Below are 17,469 nucleotides of genomic sequence, written 5' to 3' on the forward strand. Positions count from 1 at the left end.
CCGACGGCGCCTACGTGGTGCGCCTGCGCCGAGCCCCCGGCCTGCGCTCACTCGGCCGGGTGACCGGATCCCCGGCGTCGAGCGCCGCGGCCCGACGCCTCAGCCCGAAGTCCGCCAACGCCTCGGCCAGCTTGTGCACGGACGGTTCCGGAGCCATCACGTCCACCCGGAGCCCGTGCTCCTCGGCGGTCTTCGCGGTGGCCGGCCCGATACAGGCGATCACGGTGACGTTGTGCGGCTTGCCGGCGATACCCACCAGGTTGCGCACCGTGCTCGACGAGGTGAACAGCACCGCGTCGAACCCACCCCCCTTGATCGCCTCCCGGGTCTCGGCCGGCGGCGGCGACGCCCGCACGGTCCGGTAGGCCGTGACGTCGTCGACCTCCCAGCCCAGCTCGATGAGACCCGCCACCAGCGTCTCCGTGGCGATGTCGGCCCGCGGCAGGAAGACCCGGTCGATCGGGTCGAACACGGGGTCGTAGGGAGGCCAGTCCTCGAGCAACCCCGCCGCCGACTGCTCCCCACTGGGCACCAGGTCCGGCTTCACACCGAACGCGATCAGTGCCTTGGCGGTCTGCTCCCCGACCGCCGCGACCTTGATCCCCGCGAAGGCGCGCGCGTCGAGCCCGTACTCCTCGAACTTCTCCCGCACGGCCTTGACGGCGTTCACCGAGGTGAAGGCGATCCACTCGTAGCGGCCCGTGACGAGGCCCTTGACCGCGCGCTCCATCTGCTGGGGCGTGCGCGGCGGCTCGACGGCGATCGTCGGGACCTCGTGCGGCACGGCACCGTAGGACCGCAGCTGGTCGGAGAGCGACGCCGACTGCTCCTTCGTGCGCGGCACGAGTACCTTCCAGCCGAACAGCGGCTTGGACTCGAACCATGCCAGCTGGTCGCGCTGGGCGGGGGCGGAACGCTCGCCGACCACGGCTATCACCGGCCGGCCGCCCTCGGGCGACGGCAGCACCTTCGCCTGCTTCAGCGTCTGCGCGATGGTGCTCAGGGTCGCGGTCCAGGTCCGCTGCCGTGTGGTCGTACCGGCGACGGTCACCGTCATCGGGGTGTCGGGCTTGCGGCCCGCGGCCACCAGCTCGCCCGCCGCGGCGGCCACGGAGTCGAGCGTCGTGGAGACGACGACGGTCCCGTCCGACGCGCCGACCTCGGTCCAGCACCGGTCGGAGGCGGTACGGGCGTCCACGAACCGCACGTCCGTGCCCTGCGCGTCCCGCAGCGGGACACCGGCGTACGCGGGCACGCCGACGGCCGCGGCGACACCGGGTACGACCTCGAAGGGCACGCCCGCGGCAGCGCAGGCGAGCATCTCCTCGGCGGCGTACGTGTCGAGTCCCGGGTCCCCGGACACCGCACGGACGACCCGCCTGCCGCCCCGCGCGGCCTCCATGACAAGATGTGCGGCATCCCGCACCACGGGGATCGGAACGGTCGTTGACGAGCCGTCAACAACCGTCAGCTGAGGCGCGCCTGTGCCCGGGACCGGGTCCGAGGACGGATCCGCCTCCGTGTCGACCACGGAGACGCCCGGCCTGGCATGGACGCGTACGACGTCGAGCACCTCGTGCTCGGCGACGAGGACGTCCGCGTTGGCCAGTGCCTCCACGGCACGCAGAGTCAGTAGTCCCGGATCCCCGGGTCCGGCACCGAGGAAGGTGACGTGCCCGTGTTCCGGACCGGCGGGAAGGGTGGTGGGGCTCAATGTGCTCGCTCCCCCATCAGACCGGCCGCGCCCGCGGTAAGCATCTCGGTGGCGAGTTCGCGACCGAGCGCCAGCGCTTGGTCGTGCGTCTCGGGCACGGGACCGGTGGTGGACAGCTGCACCATGCGGGTGCCGTCGGTCGTGCCGACGACGCCGCGCAGGCGCATTTCCTTGACAAACTGCCCGTCGGCCAGCAGGTCGGCCAGCGCGCCCACAGGGGCGCTGCAACCGGCCTCCAGGGCGGCGAGCAGTGACCGCTCGGCGGTCACGGCGGCCCGTGTGAACGGGTCGTCGAGCTCGGCGAGCGCGGCGATCAGGTCCGCGTTGTCGGCGGCGCATTCGATCGCGAGGGCCCCCTGGCCGGGGGCGGGCAAAACGGTGTCGACCGACAGGAAGTCGGTCACTTCATCACTGCGGCCGATCCGGTTCAGTCCGGCGGCGGCGAGCACGACCGCGTCGAGCTCACCGTCCCGCACGAAACCGATCCGGGTGTCGACGTTCCCCCGGATCGGAACCGTCTCGATGTCCAGTCCGTGGCTGCGCGCGTACGCGTTCAGCTGCGCCATGCGACGCGGCGCACCGGTGCCGATGCGGGCCCCGCGGGGGAGGTCCGTGAACTTGAGGGCGTCCCGGGCGACGATGACGTCGCGCGGGTCCTCGCGCACGGGGACGGCCGCCAGGACCAGTTCCTCGGGCTGCGTGGTCGGCAGGTCCTTCAGCGAGTGCACCGCGAAGTCGATCTCGCCGCGCAGCAGCGCGTCGCGCAGTGCGGTCACGAAGACGCCGGTGCCGCCGATCTGTGCGAGGTGCTCGCGGGAGGTGTCGCCGTAGGTGGTGATCTCGACGAGTTCGACGGGCCGTCCGGTCACCCGGCTCACGGCGTCCGCCACCTGCCCGGACTGGGCCATGGCGAGCTTGCTCCGCCTGGTCCCGAGCCTCAGCACGCCTATTTCGTCTGGTCGCCCACGGGGCGCACGTGGGGTACTCATGCTGACCCTCGGTTCTTCTCGGTGCTGTCCTCGGCCCGGGACACGGCGGCGACCGTCTCCTGATCGAGGTCGAACAGGGTGCGCAGCGCGTCCGCGTACCCGGCGCCGCCAGGTTCGGCAGCAAGTTGCTTGACCCGTACGGTCGGCGCGTGCAGCAGCTTGTCGACGACGCGCCGCACGGTCTGTGTGATCTCCGCGCGGTGCTTGTCGTCGAGGCCGGGCAGCCGCCCCTCCAGTCGGGCGATCTCGCCTGCGACGACGTCGGCCGCCATGGTGCGCAGGGCGACCACGGTGGGCGTGATGTGCGCCGCCCGCTGCGCCGCCCCGAAGGCCGCGACCTCGTCGGAGACGATACGCCGGACCTGGTCCACGTCGGCAGCCATCGGAGCGTCCGCGGAGGCCTCGGCGAGGGACTCGATGTCGACCAGGCGCACTCCGGCCAGCCGGTGCGCGGCCGCGTCGATGTCGCGGGGCATGGCGAGGTCGAGGAGGAAGAGGACCGGCTCGGGGCGCGGGGCCTGGACGACCGCCTCGGGCCTGCGGCGCTCGGGGATGCGGCCGACGGTGGCCGCGGTCGCGGCGAGCGCGGTGATCAGCTCGGCGTCGGCCTCGGGGCTGCGGCGGGCGGCCTCCCGGCGGTCGACGCCGGCACCGGCGACCCACGCGGCGTGCTGCTCCAGGGTCGCCGCGTCCATGCCGGCCACGGCGGCCTCGCCCATCACGGAGAAGCCGGGCTGCACGGCGGCGAGGTCGAGCGGGCAGTTCTCGTCGGCGCCGACGGTGGCGGGCGGCAGCGGGGTGTCCCGTACGTCCGTGCGGGGGGAGGTCGTACGACGGTCGTCGCCGATCTCGGCGACGGGCTCGCCGGTGCGGCCCTCGACCGCCTCCGCGACCGCGCCGGCCGTCAGGACGAGTCCCGTCGCGCCGGTACAGGAGACGGCGATGTCGGCACGTGTCAGCTCGACCGGCACCGACTCGATCGGTACCGCGCGGGCCAGCACGTCCGTGTCGTCCCCCTCGGTCAGTATCTGGGCGAGGCGCTCGGCGCGGTCCGGGGTGCGGTTGGCGACGACGATCTCGGCGACCCCGGCGCGCGCGAGGGTCGCGGCGGCCAGGGAGGACATGGAGCCGGCGCCGATGACGAGGGCCTTCTTGCCGTGGGCCCAGCCCTGCACGTCCGCGCCCGCGGCCAGTTGCTCCAGGCCGAAGGTGACCAGGGACTGGCCGGCCCGGTCGATGCCGGTCTCGGAGTGGGCGCGCTTGCCGACCCGCAGGGCCTGCTGGAACAGGTCGTTCAGCAGGCGTCCGGCGCTGTGCAGCTCCTGGGCGCGGGCGAGGGAGTCCTTTATCTGGCCGAGGATCTGGCCCTCGCCGACGACCATGGAGTCCAGTCCGCAGGCCACCGAGAACAGATGGTGGACGGCCCGGTCCTCGTAGTGCACGTAGAGGTAGGGAGTGAGTTCCTCCAGGCCGACCCCGCTGTGCTGGGCGAGCAGCGTGGACAGCTCGGCGACACCGGCGTGGAACTTGTCCACGTCGGCGTAGAGCTCGATGCGGTTGCAGGTGGCCAGCAGCGCGGCCTCGGTGGCCGGTTCGGCGGCGACCGTGTCCTGGAGCAACTTGAGCTGGGCGTCCGTGGACAGGGAGGCCCGTTCCAGGACGCTGACGGGTGCGCTGCGGTGGCTCAGTCCCACGACGAGGAGACTCATGCCGGCATCACGGCGGGGACGTCCCCGTCGGGTCCCTTGTCGGCGGACTCCTTGCGTACGGCGGCCACGGGGCCGGCACCGTCGGTCGACGCGGCCTCCTCGCCGGCCTTGCGCTGCTCGTGGAAGGCGAGGATCTGCAGCTCGATGGAGAGGTCGACCTTGCGCACGTCGACGCCGTCCGGGACGGTCAGCACGGTCGGCGCGAAGTTCAGGATGGAGGTGACCCCGGCGGCCACGAGCCGGTCGCAGACCTGCTGGGCGGCACCGGCGGGGGTCGCGATCACGCCGATCGAGACGCCGTTGTCCTGGATGATCTTCTCCAGGTCGTCGGTGTGCTGCACGGGGATCCCGGCGACGGGCTTGCCGGCCATCGCGGGGTCGGCGTCGATGAGGGCTGCGACCCTGAAGCCGCGGGAGGCGAACCCGCCGTAGTTGGCGAGGGCGGCGCCGAGGTTGCCTATACCGACGATGACGACCGGCCAGTCCTGGGTGAGGCCCAGCTCGCGGGAGATCTGGTAGACGAGGTACTCGACGTCGTAGCCGACACCGCGCGTGCCGTAGGAGCCCAGGTAGGAGAAGTCCTTGCGCAGCTTCGCGGAGTTGACCCCCGCGGCGGCCGCGAGCTCCTCGGAGGAGACCGTGGGTACCGAGCGCTCCGACAGTGCGGTCAGGGCGCGGAGGTACAGCGGAAGCCTGGCGACGGTGGCCTCGGGAATCCCTCGGCTACGGGTCGCCGGTCGGTGAGTTCGGCCAGTTGCCACGGTGCTCCTGCGGGTAGAGCGGGGCTGTAGGCGGTCAGATGTGCCAGGACCGCCCCGTCGAATGCAGGCTATGTCTTTGTGAACGCGTGCACAAAGATGGTGTCCGATTTGCCCGGCCAAAGTGACCGGGGTCACGCGCCCCCGGCGCACTTGTATGGAACCGGCGCACAGACGCCATCGTTCCTCTTCTCCTGGGGGCAAAACCGCACACTCTCCTCACGAATCCCGCCCCCCGAGACCAAGCCGCCATCGATCCTAAGCGACCTTGGGGACCAGTTGGACTAGTCGGTCAGTGCCTTCCTGAGGCGTTCCTCGTTCACGCGCCAGAAGGTGTGCTGCTTGCCGTCGACCAGTACGACGGGGATCTGCTCCCAGTACTGGTCGTGGAGTTGGGCGTCCTGAGTGATGTCCTTCCGCTCCCAGGCGACCCCGAGATCACCGCACACCTTCTCGACCACGGTCTGTGCGTCATCACACAGATGACAACCGGGCTTCCGAATGAGGGTGACGAGGCGCTCCCTGGGGGCGCTACGACGAAAGAGGGGACTCATGCCGCCATTCTCGCGCTTCCTTAACGGCCAAGTCGCGGAGAGTTCACAGGCTTCGAACCTCTCGACTCCGGAACCACCGAACAAACTGGCTATGCTCACGCTCATGGCCGCTCTCGGATGGCTCACTCCCCGTAGGCGCTCCGCCACGGCGCGGAGCGTGTTGGCTGGCGAAGCCTCGGCGGAGGCCGCCCGCAAGTCCTCGCAGGACGCCCAGGACGTCGGCCCGGACCGCGCCGACCAGGAGCCGGAGTTCCCGGTCCTCGGCGACGACCGGGCCGCCGCCTTCTTCGACCTGGACAACACCGTGATGCAGGGCGCCGCCCTGTTCCACTTCGGCCGGGGCCTGTACAAGCGGAAGTTCTTCGAGACCCGCGACCTCGTGAAGTTCGCCTGGCAGCAGGCCTGGTTCCGGCTGGCCGGGATCGAGGACCCCGAGCACATGCAGGACGCCCGCGACTCGGCGCTGTCGATCGTGAAGGGCCACCGCGTCTCCGAGCTGCAGTCGATCGGCGAGGAGATCTACGACGAGTACATGGCCGAGCGCATCTGGCCCGGCACCCGCGCGCTGGCCCAGGCACACCTGGACGCGGGCCAGAAGGTGTGGCTGGTCACAGCGGCACCCGTGGAGATCGCCCAGGTGATCGCCCGCCGCCTGGGCCTGACCGGCGCGCTGGGCACGGTCGCCGAGTCGGTGGACGGCGTCTACACGGGCAAGCTGGTCGGCGAGCCGCTGCACGGCCCGGCGAAGGCGGAGGCGGTGCGCGCCCTGGCGGCGGCGGAGGGCCTGGACCTCTCCCGCTGCGCGGCCTACAGCGACTCCCACAACGACATCCCGATGCTGTCGCTGGTGGGCCACCCCTACGCGATCAACCCGGACACCAAGCTGCGCAGGCACGCCCGCGAACTGGACTGGCGCCTAAGGGACTACCGCACCGGCCGCAAGGCCGCGAAGGTCGGCATCCCGGCGGCGGCGGGCGTCGGCGCGGTGGCCGGCGGCACGGCCGCGGCGATCGCGCTGCACCGCCGACGCCGGTAACAATTCCAACGGGTGTACCCCCGCACCGCGCTGTCCAGCCCTCTTGTCCGGACACCGCCACAACACGCCCCGGACCCACCCGGATTCCGATCCTTTCCGATCAACAACCGATCACTCTCCGGTGCTCGATCGGGCGGCAATCGGTTACAGAAGCGACGTAATCGATGATTTGAGCAACTGGGTGTAGCAGGGCCTGCACGAAGCGTTATTCTCCTCAGACGCAAACCGGTACCTCTCCGTCGCTACGACGGGTGAATGGTTCCGCACTGCACGTGATGCAAGCTCTGCCTCTGGGAGTCCCGTGTACCCACACGTCGGGGTTGACGCCTCGGGCCTGGCTACGCTGCGCGCAACGGTCGCTACGGTCCAAGGCCTGTTGCGCGGATTCGTCCCCACCGCGTACGCCGCCCCCGCCTTCGCCACCGCCGCGCCCGTCGGCCCGTGCTACGCACTCGCCGACGGCATCGAACAGGTGCCCGCACGCAGCGCCGTCGGTGAGGGGCGGCGGTCGGGTGACGGGCGGGCGGGCGGCAGACGAGGGCGCTCCACCGGCGCGGCCACCGCCCGCCGACCGGCCGCCGACAGCGACAGCGCCCGCATGATGGACCTCGTGGAGCGCGCCCAGGCCGGCGAGGCCGACGCCTTCGGCCGGCTCTACGACCAGTACAGCGACACCGTCTACCGCTACATCTACTACCGCGTGGGCGGCAAGGCGACCGCCGAGGACCTCACCAGTGAGACGTTCCTGCGCGCCCTGCGCCGCATCGGCACGTTCACCTGGCAGGGCCGCGACTTCGGCGCCTGGCTCGTCACCATCGCCCGCAACCTCGTCGCCGACCACTTCAAGTCGAGCCGCTTCCGCCTCGAGGTGACCACCGGCGAGATGCTCGACGCCAACGAGGTCGAGCGCTCCCCCGAGGACTCCGTCCTGGAGTCCCTCTCCAACGCCGCCCTCCTCGACGCCGTACGGCGGCTCAACCCTCAGCAGCAGGAGTGTGTGACGCTCCGCTTCCTCCAGGGCCTCTCTGTCGCCGAGACCGCCCGCGTGATGGGCAAGAACGAGGGCGCCATCAAGACCCTCCAGTACCGGGCCGTGCGCACCCTCGCCCGGCTCCTGCCGGACGACGCCCGCTGACGAGGCACGCTCCGCGGTCTCCAACTCACCCTCGGTGAAAGTGGGTTGGATTCGCGGTCGGATCATCCGGCGTCCGTAACCCAAGTGCCAAGCCGCTCGTTGTGCGGGATGCAGGCTCCCTGTGGTCACTCCCTGACCGACTTCAATCACTCATTCGTGTGGTTGTGTCCAGGGCGTGCAACCCTCAGGACCCCCTGGGGAGTCGACCGTCATGACGAGAGGAGGTGCCGCCAGTGATCGCGAACGTATCGGCGCACCGGCGGGCCAACGCCTTCGCCCAGGCCCTGGAGGAGCAGTCCGACCGGGACACGGCGGCCGCGCAGCCCGAGGCATCGGCACCGGCACCGGCCGCCGCCGAACAGACCGAGCAGGGCCGCCTGTTGGCCCTCGCCACCGGTCTCGGCGAGCTGCCCAAGCCGGAGCTCGACCCCGAGGTCAAGGTCGTTCAGCGAGCCCAGCTCGTGGCCGCGTTCGAGGCCATGCTGCAGGAGGGCACCGCGCGGGGCGAGGCGGCAGATCCTTCGGTCCCCAGGCAAAAGGGGAGCGAAGCGACTTCCGCAGAGGGGCGGTGGCGGGAGACGGGCGGGCGCGCACACCGCTCCCGTGGTGCGCACCGGGCGACCGGACTGGGCAAGCTGCGGCCACGCACGCGGCTGGCCAAGGGGCTCACCGCGGGCGGGCTCACCGTCGGAGTCGCCGCGGGCGCCTTCGGCGGAGTCGCGGCCGCGAGCTCGGACGCGCTGCCCGGCGACTCGCTCTACGGCCTCAAGCGCGGCATCGAGGACTTCAAACTCCAGTACCTGGCCGAGGACGACGGCGAACGGGGCGAGGTCTACCTCGACCAGGCCTCGACCCGGCTGAGCGAGGCCCGCCGGCTCATGGAGCGCGACCGCGGCGGCCGGCTCGACCACGAGTCCCTCGGCGAGATCCGCCGTGCCCTGTCCGGCATGCGGCACGACGCATCCGAGGGCCACCGGCTGCTGCACGAGGCGTACGAGCGCGACCCCGACTCCCTGGGCCCCATCCAGGCCCTCTCCGCCTTCTCCCGCTCGCACCGCGAGGCGTGGGGCGCGCTGCGCGAGAGGCTGCCCGTGCAGCTCGGGGACGTCGGTGACCAGGTGTCGTCGGTGTTCGACGCCATAGACGAAGAGGTCGCCCCGCTGCAGTCCCTGCTCCCGCAGCCCCCGGCCCGTCCCGGCGGCACCAGCAGGCGCCAGGGCTCCGAGTCCGCCTCCACCGGTCCCTCGGACAACGGCCGGCCGGCCGCCCCCAGCACCGCCAGCGGCTCCTCCGACGGCGACCGCTCCAGCAGCAGCCCCGGCAAGTCGACCCCCTCCGGCAACGAGGCCGACGGCCTCATCGGCGGCAACACCGGAGGCCTGCTCGACCCGACCCAGTCCCCCGACACCGCCTCCCCGTCCACGAGCAGGACGCCCATCACCAAACCCGACGTCACCCTCCCACCGCTCCTCCCGGGTCTCCTGCCCGGCCTGGGCATCGACGGCGAGGAGACCGAGTAGCAGCACGGCGATGGGGGCGCCCCTCCTGAGAGGGGCGCCCCCATCGCCGTACCCGAGCGCCTAGAAGAAGACCGACCGCCGCTGCACCAACAGCTTGTAGAGCGTGTGCTGGATCTGTTCCCTGACCTGGTCCGTCAGGTTGAACATCAGCATCGGGTCCTCGGTCGCCTCCGGCGGGTAACCGTCCGTGGGGATCGGCTCGCCGAACTGGATGGTCCACTTCGTGGGCAGCGGGATCGCGCCCAGGGGGCCGAGCCAGGGGAAGGTCGGCGTCAGCGGGAAGTAGGGGAAGCCGAGCACGCGGGCGAGGGTCTTCGCGTTGCCGATCATGGGGTAGATCTCCTCCGCGCCGACGATCGAGCACGGGATGATCGGCGCCCCCTGGCGCAGCGCGGTGGAGACGAAGCCGCCGCGGCCGAAGCGCTGAAGCTTGTACCGCTCGTTGAAGGGCTTGCCGATGCCCTTGAAGCCCTCCGGCATCACCCCCACCAGCTCACCCTCGCCGAGAAGCCGCTCGGCGTCCTCCGCGCAGGCCAGGGTGTGCCCCAGCTTCCGGGCCAGCTCGTTGACCACCGGCAGCACGAAGACCAGGTCCGCGGCGAGCAGCCGCAGGTGACGGTTGGCGGGGTGATGGTCGTGGACGGCGACCTGCATCATCAGACCGTCCAGCGGCAGCGTCCCGGAGTGGTTCGCGACGATCAGCGCCCCACCGTCCGCCGGGATGTTCTCGACGCCCTTCACCTCGACCCGGAAGTACTTCTCGTACACCGGGCGCAGCAGCGACATCAGGACCTGGTCGGTCAACTCCTCGTCGTAGCCGAAGTCGTCGACCTCGTAGTCCCCGGTGAGCCGGCGCCGCAGGAACGCGAGGCCGCTCGCGACCCGCCGCTCCAGACCACCACCGCCGTCCGTCCGCGGCTGCTCCTGCGGCTGTTCCTCACCCGTCACAGGAACATCATCCTGCGCGGGAGGCCTGCTGGGCAGGGGCTGGACCTCACGGACCACCGCGGGCTGCTCGCCACCCTTGCGCCGGCTCCCCCCGCCACGGCGCCGCGACGGCCGCTGTACGGCAGCCCCGCGAGACCGGTCGTCGTCGAACGGAATGACCTTGGCGTCCGCCATCGTTGATGCGCTCCTCAGTTGGCGCTCTGCGTCGGGAGGGGGCCGCTGCCCGGCAGAGGCAGCGCGGCGATCCGGTCGACGGCCCCCGCGAGGGCCTCCGGCGGCAACAGCCCGGGCCCACGGCTGCGCGCGAAGTCTGCGAACGTTTCTGCGGTCGTGTACTTCGGCCTGAATCCCAGCGTCTCGCGCATCTGGTGCGTGGACACCACCCGGCCGTGCGTCAGCAGCCGGATCTGCTCGGGCGAGAAGTCCGTCATCCCCAGCGTACGCACCAGGGACCCGGTCCAGGTCACCGCCGGCAGCAGCAGGGGCACGGTGGGGCGGCCGAGCCGCCGGGAGCACTGGGAGAGCAGCAGGACGCCGTCTCCGGCGATGTTGAACGTACCGCTGTTGAGCGTGCCCCGCACCGGCTCGTGCGAGGCGATCCGCAGCACCTCGATCACGTCGTCCTCGTGCACGAACTGCAGCCGCGGGTCGTAGCCGAACACCGTCGGCAGGATCGGCAGCGAGAAGTACGAGGCGAGCGGGGTCTCCGCGGTCGGCCCCAGGATGTTCGCGAACCGCAGCACGCACACGGCCACGTCCGGCCGCCGCCGCGCGAACCCGCGCACATAGCCCTCGACCTCGCACGTGTCCTTGGCGAAGCCGCCGCTGGGCAGCGACTTGGGCGGGGTGTTCTCGGTGAACACCGCCGGATCGCGGGGCGCGGACCCGTACACGTTCGTGCTGGACTTCACGACCAGCCGCTTCACGTTCGGGGACTTCTGACAGGCACCCAGCAACTGCATGGTGCCGATGACGTTGGTCTCCTTGACCGTGGCCCGGCTGCCGCCGCCCAGTGCGGTCCCGGTGACGTCCAGGTGCACGACCGTGTCGGCGCCCGTCTCGGCCAGCACACGCGCGATGGTGGGCTGCCGGATGTCGGCCTGGATGAAGTCCGCGCCGCCCAGATGGTGCTCGGGCGAAACCGCGTCCATGGCGATGACCCGGTCCACCTGTGGGTCACGCTGGATCCGCCGTACGAACCGGCCCCCCAACTGACGGGCCACTCCGGTCACGAGCACGACCTTGCCCAAGATCAGCGCCTTCCTTCCGCCCTCGTCCTTCAGCTGCGCGTACCCCGCCGAGTTCCCCGTCTGCGGGCCAACTTAGCGGTTCGGTGTTGCGCTGTGATGACCGCCTGACGCACGAGACGACGGGAACCCCCGTACGTACGAGTGGCCCCCCACCGCATCCGGTGGGGGGCCACAACACGCTCTCGCGGCGTTGCGTGCGTAACTTACTTCTTGTTACGACGCTGAACGCGCGTGCGCTTGAGCAGCTTGCGGTGCTTCTTCTTGGCCATCCGCTTGCGCCGCTTCTTGATAACAGAGCCCACGACTACCCTCGCTCACTTCTCATCACTCGGTGCTGGGCGCCATGGGCCCATACGACCTACGAGGGGCTAGCCTACCCGTCCGAGCGCTGAGGTCGTAATCGGAGGGTGCCGAGGGGATCCGGCAGTGCCCTGTACTGCCGATGCCGGATCCCCCGGGCGACGTCGTTCAGGCGGTTTCCACCCCCACGTAGCTCTCGCGGAGGTACTCGTGAACCGCTTGCTCCGGGACTCGGAACGACCTCCCGACCCGGATCGCGGGCAGATGACCGCTGTGCACCAAGCGGTACACGGTCATCTTCGACACTCGCATCACCGAAGCGACTTCCGCCACGGTAAGGAACTGAACCTCGTTCAGAGGCCTCTCGCCTGCAGCCATGTCACACCTGAACCTTCCGCACTCGACTCGTCGGCCACCGGCTTCCCCTTCCGGTGACTCTTCGTCGCTGCGTGCTCACTCCCCAATGTAGGGGCGGGTGATGCGAGTGGGGAAGAGGTGCACCCATCGGCGGCCTACTGTGACAGACACGCTCGATTGAGTACGTAGCGGGTCAGCGGACGGTAGTAATGGGACCGCACAGCGTCATCAAGTGGAACTACCACGGATACGGACCCCTCCGCCTCCCCGACGAAGAGCGCGGGGTCGTCCGTGTCGGCGAGCCCGATGGCCTCGAACCCCAGCTGACCTGCTCCGCAGACCCAGCCGTGATCCCCGATCACCAGCTTGGGCAACGGCCCGCCGGCCTCCGCCGCCGCGGCCAGCACGGTCCGAACCGGGAGGGGCGAGTGCGTGTGTGCGCCGGTCTCACAACCGGGGCGTTCCGCCGCAGGGTCTCGTACGAAGGCGACACCTCGTACGTAATCAAGGTTGTACGTGCGTAGGCCGAACCGGGTCGTTATGTCGACACAGCGACCCTGCGCCGGTGTGAGGACGGTACATCCTGCCGCCGACAACGCGTCTGCCAGCGAGGCGTAGAAACCGAGCAGCCGATGCGGGTGGCCGGTCCCGAGAAGCACGGCCGCGCCCTGTCGGGCGGCCGCCGCGAGCCGCTCCGCGAACGCATCCAGAGCGGCCAGCGTACGCTCCGGATCAATCACATCATGGCCGGACCGGTACGCAGGATCGGCCGAAACCCCACACTTGTCCGCCATCAACGCCAGCAGATCCCGCTCGCCCCACGACCACTCCGGATCAATCCCGATCAACACCCGAGGATCCCGAGCGGCGAACAGCCGGTAACTCCGCAGACTCGCCTCCCGCGAGGTCGCCACAGGCCCGGCCAACCGGGCAGCCAGAAGATGGGCACGCAAAGCTACGGCGCTCAACACGACAGCGATGCTGACGGACGCAGCGAGGAGCCACGGCCGAAACGACCGAAGACCCCACGGTTGGCGTACTGCTTAGCTGCGGGCAGTCGTGCCGCTGGAGCGATGGGGGTCCCCCCGCTCGAGCGAAGCCGAGAGTGGGGGAGGGTGGGCGCAGCGGCACCCCGCAAGAGCGGGCGAGCACACCGCCCCGACGCCCGCCCCAGCCCACAGCACCTCACCAGCCCCCAGCACCCCGAGCACCCCCTACGGCAACAACCCCCGCAACGGAAACGCCGCCCGCCGAGTGGCCAGCACAGCCTGATCCAGCCGATCCGCGGGGTCGTACCCCTCCTCCCACCCGGCCCACGACACCGGCCACCGCCCATCCGTCATCCGCCCAGGACCCAACTGCCGAGTCCGAGCGAACACCTCCTGCCGCCACTCCTCCGGGATCATCGCCTCCGGCTCCACGGGCCGCCCCGCAGCGATCCCCACCAGGTGAGTCCACGACCGCGGCACGACCTCCACCACCGCGTAGCCTCCGCCCCCCAACGCGACCCACTTCCCCCCGGCGTACTCGTGCGCCAGCTCGTGACACGCCACCTGCACAGCCCGCTGCGCATCCAGCGACACAGCCAGATGCGCCAACGGATCCTCGAAGTGCGTATCGGCCCCGTGCTGCGTCACCAACACCTGCGGCCGGAAATCAGCGATCAGCTCCGGCACCACCGCATGGAACGCCCGCAACCACCCCGCGTCCCCCGTCCCCGCCGGCAGCGCCACATTCACCGCACTCCCCTCAGCCGAATCCGCCCCCGTCTCCTCCGGCCACCCCGTCTGCGGAAACAACGTCCGCGGATGCTCGTGCAACGAGATCGTCAGCACGCGCGGGTCCTCCCAGAACGCCGCCTGCACCCCGTCCCCGTGATGCACGTCGACGTCCACGTACGCGACCCGCTCGGCCCCCAGCTCCAACAGCCGCGCGATCGCCAGCGAGGCATCGTTGTAGACGCAGAACCCCGACGCAGCCCCCGGCATCGCATGGTGCAACCCGCCCGCGAAGTTCACCGCGTGCAGCGCCTCCCCACGCCACACGGCCTCCGCGGCCCCCACCGACTGCCCCGCGATGAGCGCCGACACCTCGTGCATCCCGGGGAACGCGGGATCGTCCATCGTCCCCAGCCCGTACGACCCGTCCGCCGACTTCGGGTCCGCGGACGCCGCCTTCACGGCCTCGATGTAGTCCTCCCGGTGGACGAGCCGCAACGTCGACTCCCCCGCCGGCTTCGCCGCCACGACGGACACCTCGCGATCGAGCCCGAAGGCGTCGACCAGTCGTCGCGTCAGGGCGAGCCGGACCGGGTCCATCGGATGGTCCGACCCGAAGTCATAGCCCGTTACTGCCTCGTCCCACATCAGCTGTGCGCGGCCGCTCATGCCCGCCACCGTATCGGTCCGGTTGAGCCGCGAACGACCTGGCGTACACCAACGTCACCAGCACCAACACCATCGGCACCAGCATGGCCCCCCGGTAGGTCCAGGCGTCCCCCAGCGCCCCCACCAACGGCGAGCCGATCAAGAACCCGACGTAGTTGAAGACATTGAGCCGCGCCACAGCCGTGTCCGACGCCCCCGGGAACAGCCGCCCCGCCGCCGCGAACGTCTGCGGCACCAGCACACACAGCCCGATCCCCAGCAGGGTGAACCCGAGCATCCCCACCCACGCGCCCGGCGCCCCGGCCACCACCGCGAACCCGAGCGCCGCCACCAGCGCCCCGCCCCGCACCACCGCCACAGCCCCGAACCGCCGCACCCCCAAGTCCCCGATGGCCCGCCCGACCAACGTGGTGATCATGTAGACGTTGTACGGCACCGTCGCCAGCTGCTCGGAACTCCCCAGCACGTCCTGCAGGTACTTGGCGCTCCAGTTGGAGACCGTCGAGTCCCCGATGTACGCGAACGTCATCACCAGGCACAGCGGCAGCAGCAGCTTGAAGACGACGGGCCCACCCTCCGCCTCGTCCTTCACCTCGACGGCCGCGCCGCCCCCGTCGACGTACCAGCGGCTCCCGACGAGGACCGCAGGCAACAGCACCACCACGACCGGCAGATACGAGACGAACAACGCCAGGTCCCAGTGCGCCCCCACCCACGCCAGCGAGGCCCCCACGATCCCGCCCAGGCTGTACGCCGCATGGAAGCTCAGCATGATGCTGCGCCCGTACGCCCGCTGCAGGCTCACCCCGAGCATGTTCATCGACGCGTCCAGCCCACCCACGGCGAGCCCGAACGCGGCGAGCGCGATGCCCAGTTCGGCCATGTGCTCGCCCGCGCCCACGCCCAGCAGCGCCAGGAGCACGACGGGCTGGGACCAGCGCAGCACCCGACTGGGCGGTACGCGCCTCACCAGCTTCTCGGTCGTCACACTGCCGACGCCGGCGAGCACCGGCACGGCGGCCAGGAACGCGGGCAACAGCGCGTCCGAGACGCCGTACCGGTCCTGGATGGCCGGGATACGCGTCACCAGCAGAGCGAAGGCGGCGCCCTGAGCGAAGAAACTGAACGCCAACGAGGCCCTACCGCGCCGCAGCACATCTGTCATGGCGGCGAGCGTAGGGCCCCAACGTACTCGTGGGTAGATCCAGCCAAAGATGAATTTCCCTCAGCTTTACCCGACGAACTAGATGGCGAGCGCGAGTTCCTGACTTTCCGTCGCCTTCTCCTGCGCGTCCTTCACCTCCGCGGTGACCATGGCCTCCATCGGACCGGCCGCGAGACCACCGCTGACCAGGACGCCGGCCAGGATCGTGACGACCATGACGACCCCGCCGAGCCACACCATCGTGTCCACGGGGATGGTGTACGCCCCGATCACCCGCGCCACGCACTCGGCGAGCAGCACCACACCCCAGACGAGCGAGAACACCCGCTCCCTGCGCCGGAAGTCCGCCGAGCGGGCCGTGACACCCGACTCCAGCCGTTCCCAGGCGGCCTGCCTGGCCGCGTCACCCTTCACCAGGAAGGGCTTCATGCCCGCGGTCATCATCGGCTTCCCGAGCGCCACGGAGACCAGGATCCCGATTCCGACCACGCTGCTGACCCCGCTGTCCTTGGCCAGCATCAGCCGCGGGTCGCCGGAGACGAAGCTGAGCAGCAGCGACACGACGTTCACCACGAGGATCAGCCCAGCCAGTGCGTTGGTCCTCCGTTCCTTGACCGCGCTCCATCCGGTCCGCAGGGCCGGCACCACGCTGCTCCAGGCGAGCGCCGCGAAGGTGCTCATCCCGAAGCCGTCCCTGAACAGGTAGTACGAACCGAGCGGCACCGCCACATCCACGATCAGCGGCGCGAAGTTCTTCCTCATGCTCGGGCCCTGGGAAACCGTCTTCGTCGTCATGCGTACAGCTTCGCCGTCGGCGGGGGTCGGCCGGTAGAAACGATCGTCCGGAGCTCCGCATGACAAATGTCAGGCGAGCAGACCTGACAACTCACCCATGTCGGAGAAGAGTTGGGTGGCACCCGCGAGCTTGGCGACAGGCGTCATCGCCGTGAACCCGTACACGTCCATCCCGGCCGCGACAGCCGCCTGCACCCCCAGCGGGGAGTCCTCCACGACAACGCAGCGGCTCGGCACGACCCCCATCCGCTCGGCCGCGTGGAGGAACAGATCCGGAGCCGGCTTCCCCTTCCCCACGTCCTGCGAACTGAAGATCCGCGACTCCTCGAACCACCGGTCCAGCCCGGTCGTCCGATGCCCCACCCGAATCCGCTCATGGCTCCCCGAGGACGCCACACAGTACGGCACCTCGTCCGCGGCCAGCTTCTCGAGCACGCCCACGGCCCCCGGGACGGGCCGCAGTTCCCGCTCGAACGCCGTGAACACCCGCTCGTGGAAGACGTCGTCGAACTCCGCCGGCAGCCGCTCCCCCGTACGCTCCAGGACCAAGTCGTGGATCCGATGCATCGCGGAGCCCATGTAGTCACGGATGGAGTCCTCGTACGAGGTGGTGTGCCCGAGCTCTGTCAGATAGGCAGCCAGCAGCCGGTTGGAGATCGGCTCACTGTCCACGAGGACACCATCATTGTCGAAGATCACCAAGTCGTAGGGCATATCCAGAGCCTAAACGCAGAAAACCCCCGCACCATAAGGTGCGGGGGTTTTCTCAAAGATTGTTCGGCGGCGTCCTACTCTCCCACAGGGTCCCCCCTGCAGTACCATCGGCGCTGTGAGGCTTAGCTTCCGGGTTCG

The 17,469-nt window shown here is 70.3% G+C and carries 17 protein-coding genes and 1 rRNA gene; 3 read left to right on the forward strand and 15 right to left on the reverse strand.

Features of this window, described 5'->3' with window-relative positions; genetic code table 11:
* Nucleotides 1–10: 10 nt before the first annotated feature.
* The 5 genes from ACFYWX_RS28465 to ACFYWX_RS28485 all read right to left on the reverse strand — a co-directional run bounded on the left by ACFYWX_RS28465 (nt 11) and on the right by ACFYWX_RS28485 (nt 5,724).
* Complete coding sequence (locus ACFYWX_RS28465) at nt 11–1,714, reverse strand: uroporphyrinogen-III synthase (RefSeq protein ID WP_389426958.1); 1,704 nt, start codon at nt 1,712–1,714, stop codon at nt 11–13.
* Nucleotides 1,711–2,703, reverse strand: coding sequence for a hydroxymethylbilane synthase (hemC, locus tag ACFYWX_RS28470; RefSeq protein WP_389426959.1), 993 nt, complete (start codon nt 2,701–2,703; stop codon nt 1,711–1,713). The genes ACFYWX_RS28465 and hemC overlap by 4 nt, the downstream gene beginning before the upstream one ends.
* Nucleotides 2,700–4,412, reverse strand: coding sequence for a glutamyl-tRNA reductase (locus tag ACFYWX_RS28475; RefSeq protein WP_389426960.1), 1,713 nt, complete (start codon nt 4,410–4,412; stop codon nt 2,700–2,702). Before ACFYWX_RS28475 ends, hemC begins: the two co-directional genes overlap by 4 nt.
* Nucleotides 4,409–5,173 carry a redox-sensing transcriptional repressor Rex gene (locus ACFYWX_RS28480; RefSeq protein ID WP_389426961.1) on the reverse strand — a complete coding sequence of 255 codons (765 nt, stop codon included), beginning with the start codon at nt 5,171–5,173 and terminating at the stop codon, nt 4,409–4,411. The genes ACFYWX_RS28475 and ACFYWX_RS28480 overlap by 4 nt, the downstream gene beginning before the upstream one ends.
* A gap of 281 nt (nt 5,174–5,454) precedes the next feature.
* Nucleotides 5,455–5,724, reverse strand: coding sequence for a glutaredoxin family protein (locus ACFYWX_RS28485; protein WP_389426962.1), 270 nt, complete (start codon nt 5,722–5,724; stop codon nt 5,455–5,457).
* A gap of 103 nt (nt 5,725–5,827) precedes the next feature.
* Here ACFYWX_RS28485 and ACFYWX_RS28490 point away from each other — a divergent pair, with 103 nt between their 5' ends.
* From ACFYWX_RS28490 to ACFYWX_RS28500, 3 genes are all read left to right on the forward strand, one after another.
* Nucleotides 5,828–6,760, forward strand: a complete 933-nt coding sequence (locus ACFYWX_RS28490; protein ID WP_389426963.1) for an HAD family hydrolase — start codon at nt 5,828–5,830, stop codon at nt 6,758–6,760.
* Between the two features lie 301 nt (nt 6,761–7,061).
* Complete coding sequence (locus tag ACFYWX_RS28495; RefSeq protein WP_389426964.1) at nt 7,062–7,895, forward strand: ECF subfamily RNA polymerase sigma factor, BldN family; 834 nt, start codon at nt 7,062–7,064, stop codon at nt 7,893–7,895.
* 233 nt (nt 7,896–8,128) lie between these two features.
* Nucleotides 8,129–9,415, forward strand: a complete 1,287-nt coding sequence (locus tag ACFYWX_RS28500) for a DUF5667 domain-containing protein (RefSeq protein ID WP_389426965.1) — start codon at nt 8,129–8,131, stop codon at nt 9,413–9,415.
* Between the two features lie 60 nt (nt 9,416–9,475).
* Here ACFYWX_RS28500 and ACFYWX_RS28505 read toward each other — a convergent pair whose 3' ends face one another.
* From ACFYWX_RS28505 to rrf, 10 genes are all read right to left on the reverse strand, one after another.
* Nucleotides 9,476–10,537, reverse strand: coding sequence for a lysophospholipid acyltransferase family protein (locus ACFYWX_RS28505; RefSeq protein ID WP_389426966.1), 1,062 nt, complete (start codon nt 10,535–10,537; stop codon nt 9,476–9,478).
* 14 nt (nt 10,538–10,551) lie between these two features.
* Complete coding sequence (locus tag ACFYWX_RS28510) at nt 10,552–11,613, reverse strand: NAD-dependent epimerase/dehydratase family protein (protein WP_389426967.1); 1,062 nt, start codon at nt 11,611–11,613, stop codon at nt 10,552–10,554.
* A gap of 203 nt (nt 11,614–11,816) precedes the next feature.
* A complete protein-coding gene (locus ACFYWX_RS28515; RefSeq protein ID WP_003948845.1) occupies nt 11,817–11,915 on the reverse strand; it encodes a 30S ribosomal protein bS22 in 99 nt (32 codons plus the stop codon).
* A 166-nt stretch (nt 11,916–12,081) separates the two neighbouring features.
* Nucleotides 12,082–12,291: a helix-turn-helix domain-containing protein gene (locus tag ACFYWX_RS28520; RefSeq protein WP_093781815.1), complete on the reverse strand. Its 210-nt coding sequence runs from the start codon at nt 12,289–12,291 to the stop codon at nt 12,082–12,084.
* Nucleotides 12,292–12,425: 134 nt separating this feature from the next.
* Entirely contained in the window at nt 12,426–13,241 is an 816-nt protein-coding gene (locus ACFYWX_RS28525) for a phosphatase (RefSeq protein ID WP_389426968.1), read from the reverse strand.
* Between the two features lie 243 nt (nt 13,242–13,484).
* The gene (locus ACFYWX_RS28530; protein WP_389426969.1) at nt 13,485–14,657 is read right to left on the reverse strand and encodes an acetoin utilization protein AcuC; all 1,173 of its coding nucleotides are present in this window, start codon (nt 14,655–14,657) and stop codon (nt 13,485–13,487) included.
* Nucleotides 14,608–15,822 carry an MFS transporter gene (locus ACFYWX_RS28535; RefSeq protein WP_389426970.1) on the reverse strand — a complete coding sequence of 405 codons (1,215 nt, stop codon included), beginning with the start codon at nt 15,820–15,822 and terminating at the stop codon, nt 14,608–14,610. Before ACFYWX_RS28535 ends, ACFYWX_RS28530 begins: the two co-directional genes overlap by 50 nt.
* 78 nt (nt 15,823–15,900) lie before the next feature.
* Complete coding sequence (locus ACFYWX_RS28540) at nt 15,901–16,617, reverse strand: VC0807 family protein (protein ID WP_389426971.1); 717 nt, start codon at nt 16,615–16,617, stop codon at nt 15,901–15,903.
* Nucleotides 16,618–16,686: 69 nt separating this feature from the next.
* Complete coding sequence (locus tag ACFYWX_RS28545; RefSeq protein ID WP_389426972.1) at nt 16,687–17,331, reverse strand: HAD family hydrolase; 645 nt, start codon at nt 17,329–17,331, stop codon at nt 16,687–16,689.
* 61 nt (nt 17,332–17,392) lie between these two features.
* Nucleotides 17,393–17,469 (reverse strand): 5S ribosomal RNA (gene rrf, locus ACFYWX_RS28550); the annotation flags it as partial.

Origin of the sequence: Streptomyces sp. NPDC002888, assembly GCF_042888465.1 — a bacterium.
In the GTDB taxonomy this organism is placed as follows: domain Bacteria; phylum Actinomycetota; class Actinomycetes; order Streptomycetales; family Streptomycetaceae; genus Streptomyces.

Coding starts and splice junctions, on each gene's coding strand:
- hemC (WP_389426959.1), bottom strand. CDS start 2,703: ATGAGTACCCCACGTGCGCCCCGTGGGCGACCAGACGAAATAGGCGTG.
- ACFYWX_RS28475 (WP_389426960.1), bottom strand. CDS start 4,412: ATGAGTCTCCTCGTCGTGGGACTGAGCCACCGCAGCGCACCCGTCAGC.
- ACFYWX_RS28485 (WP_389426962.1), bottom strand. CDS start 5,724: ATGAGTCCCCTCTTTCGTCGTAGCGCCCCCAGGGAGCGCCTCGTCACC.
- ACFYWX_RS28490 (WP_389426963.1), top strand. CDS start 5,828: ATGGCCGCTCTCGGATGGCTCACTCCCCGTAGGCGCTCCGCCACGGCG.
- ACFYWX_RS28505 (WP_389426966.1), bottom strand. CDS start 10,537: ATGGCGGACGCCAAGGTCATTCCGTTCGACGACGACCGGTCTCGCGGG.
- ACFYWX_RS28520 (WP_093781815.1), bottom strand. CDS start 12,291: ATGGCTGCAGGCGAGAGGCCTCTGAACGAGGTTCAGTTCCTTACCGTG.
- ACFYWX_RS28530 (WP_389426969.1), bottom strand. CDS start 14,657: ATGAGCGGCCGCGCACAGCTGATGTGGGACGAGGCAGTAACGGGCTAT.
- ACFYWX_RS28535 (WP_389426970.1), bottom strand. CDS start 15,822: ATGACAGATGTGCTGCGGCGCGGTAGGGCCTCGTTGGCGTTCAGTTTC.
- ACFYWX_RS28540 (WP_389426971.1), bottom strand. CDS start 16,617: ATGACGACGAAGACGGTTTCCCAGGGCCCGAGCATGAGGAAGAACTTC.
- ACFYWX_RS28545 (WP_389426972.1), bottom strand. CDS start 17,331: ATGCCCTACGACTTGGTGATCTTCGACAATGATGGTGTCCTCGTGGAC.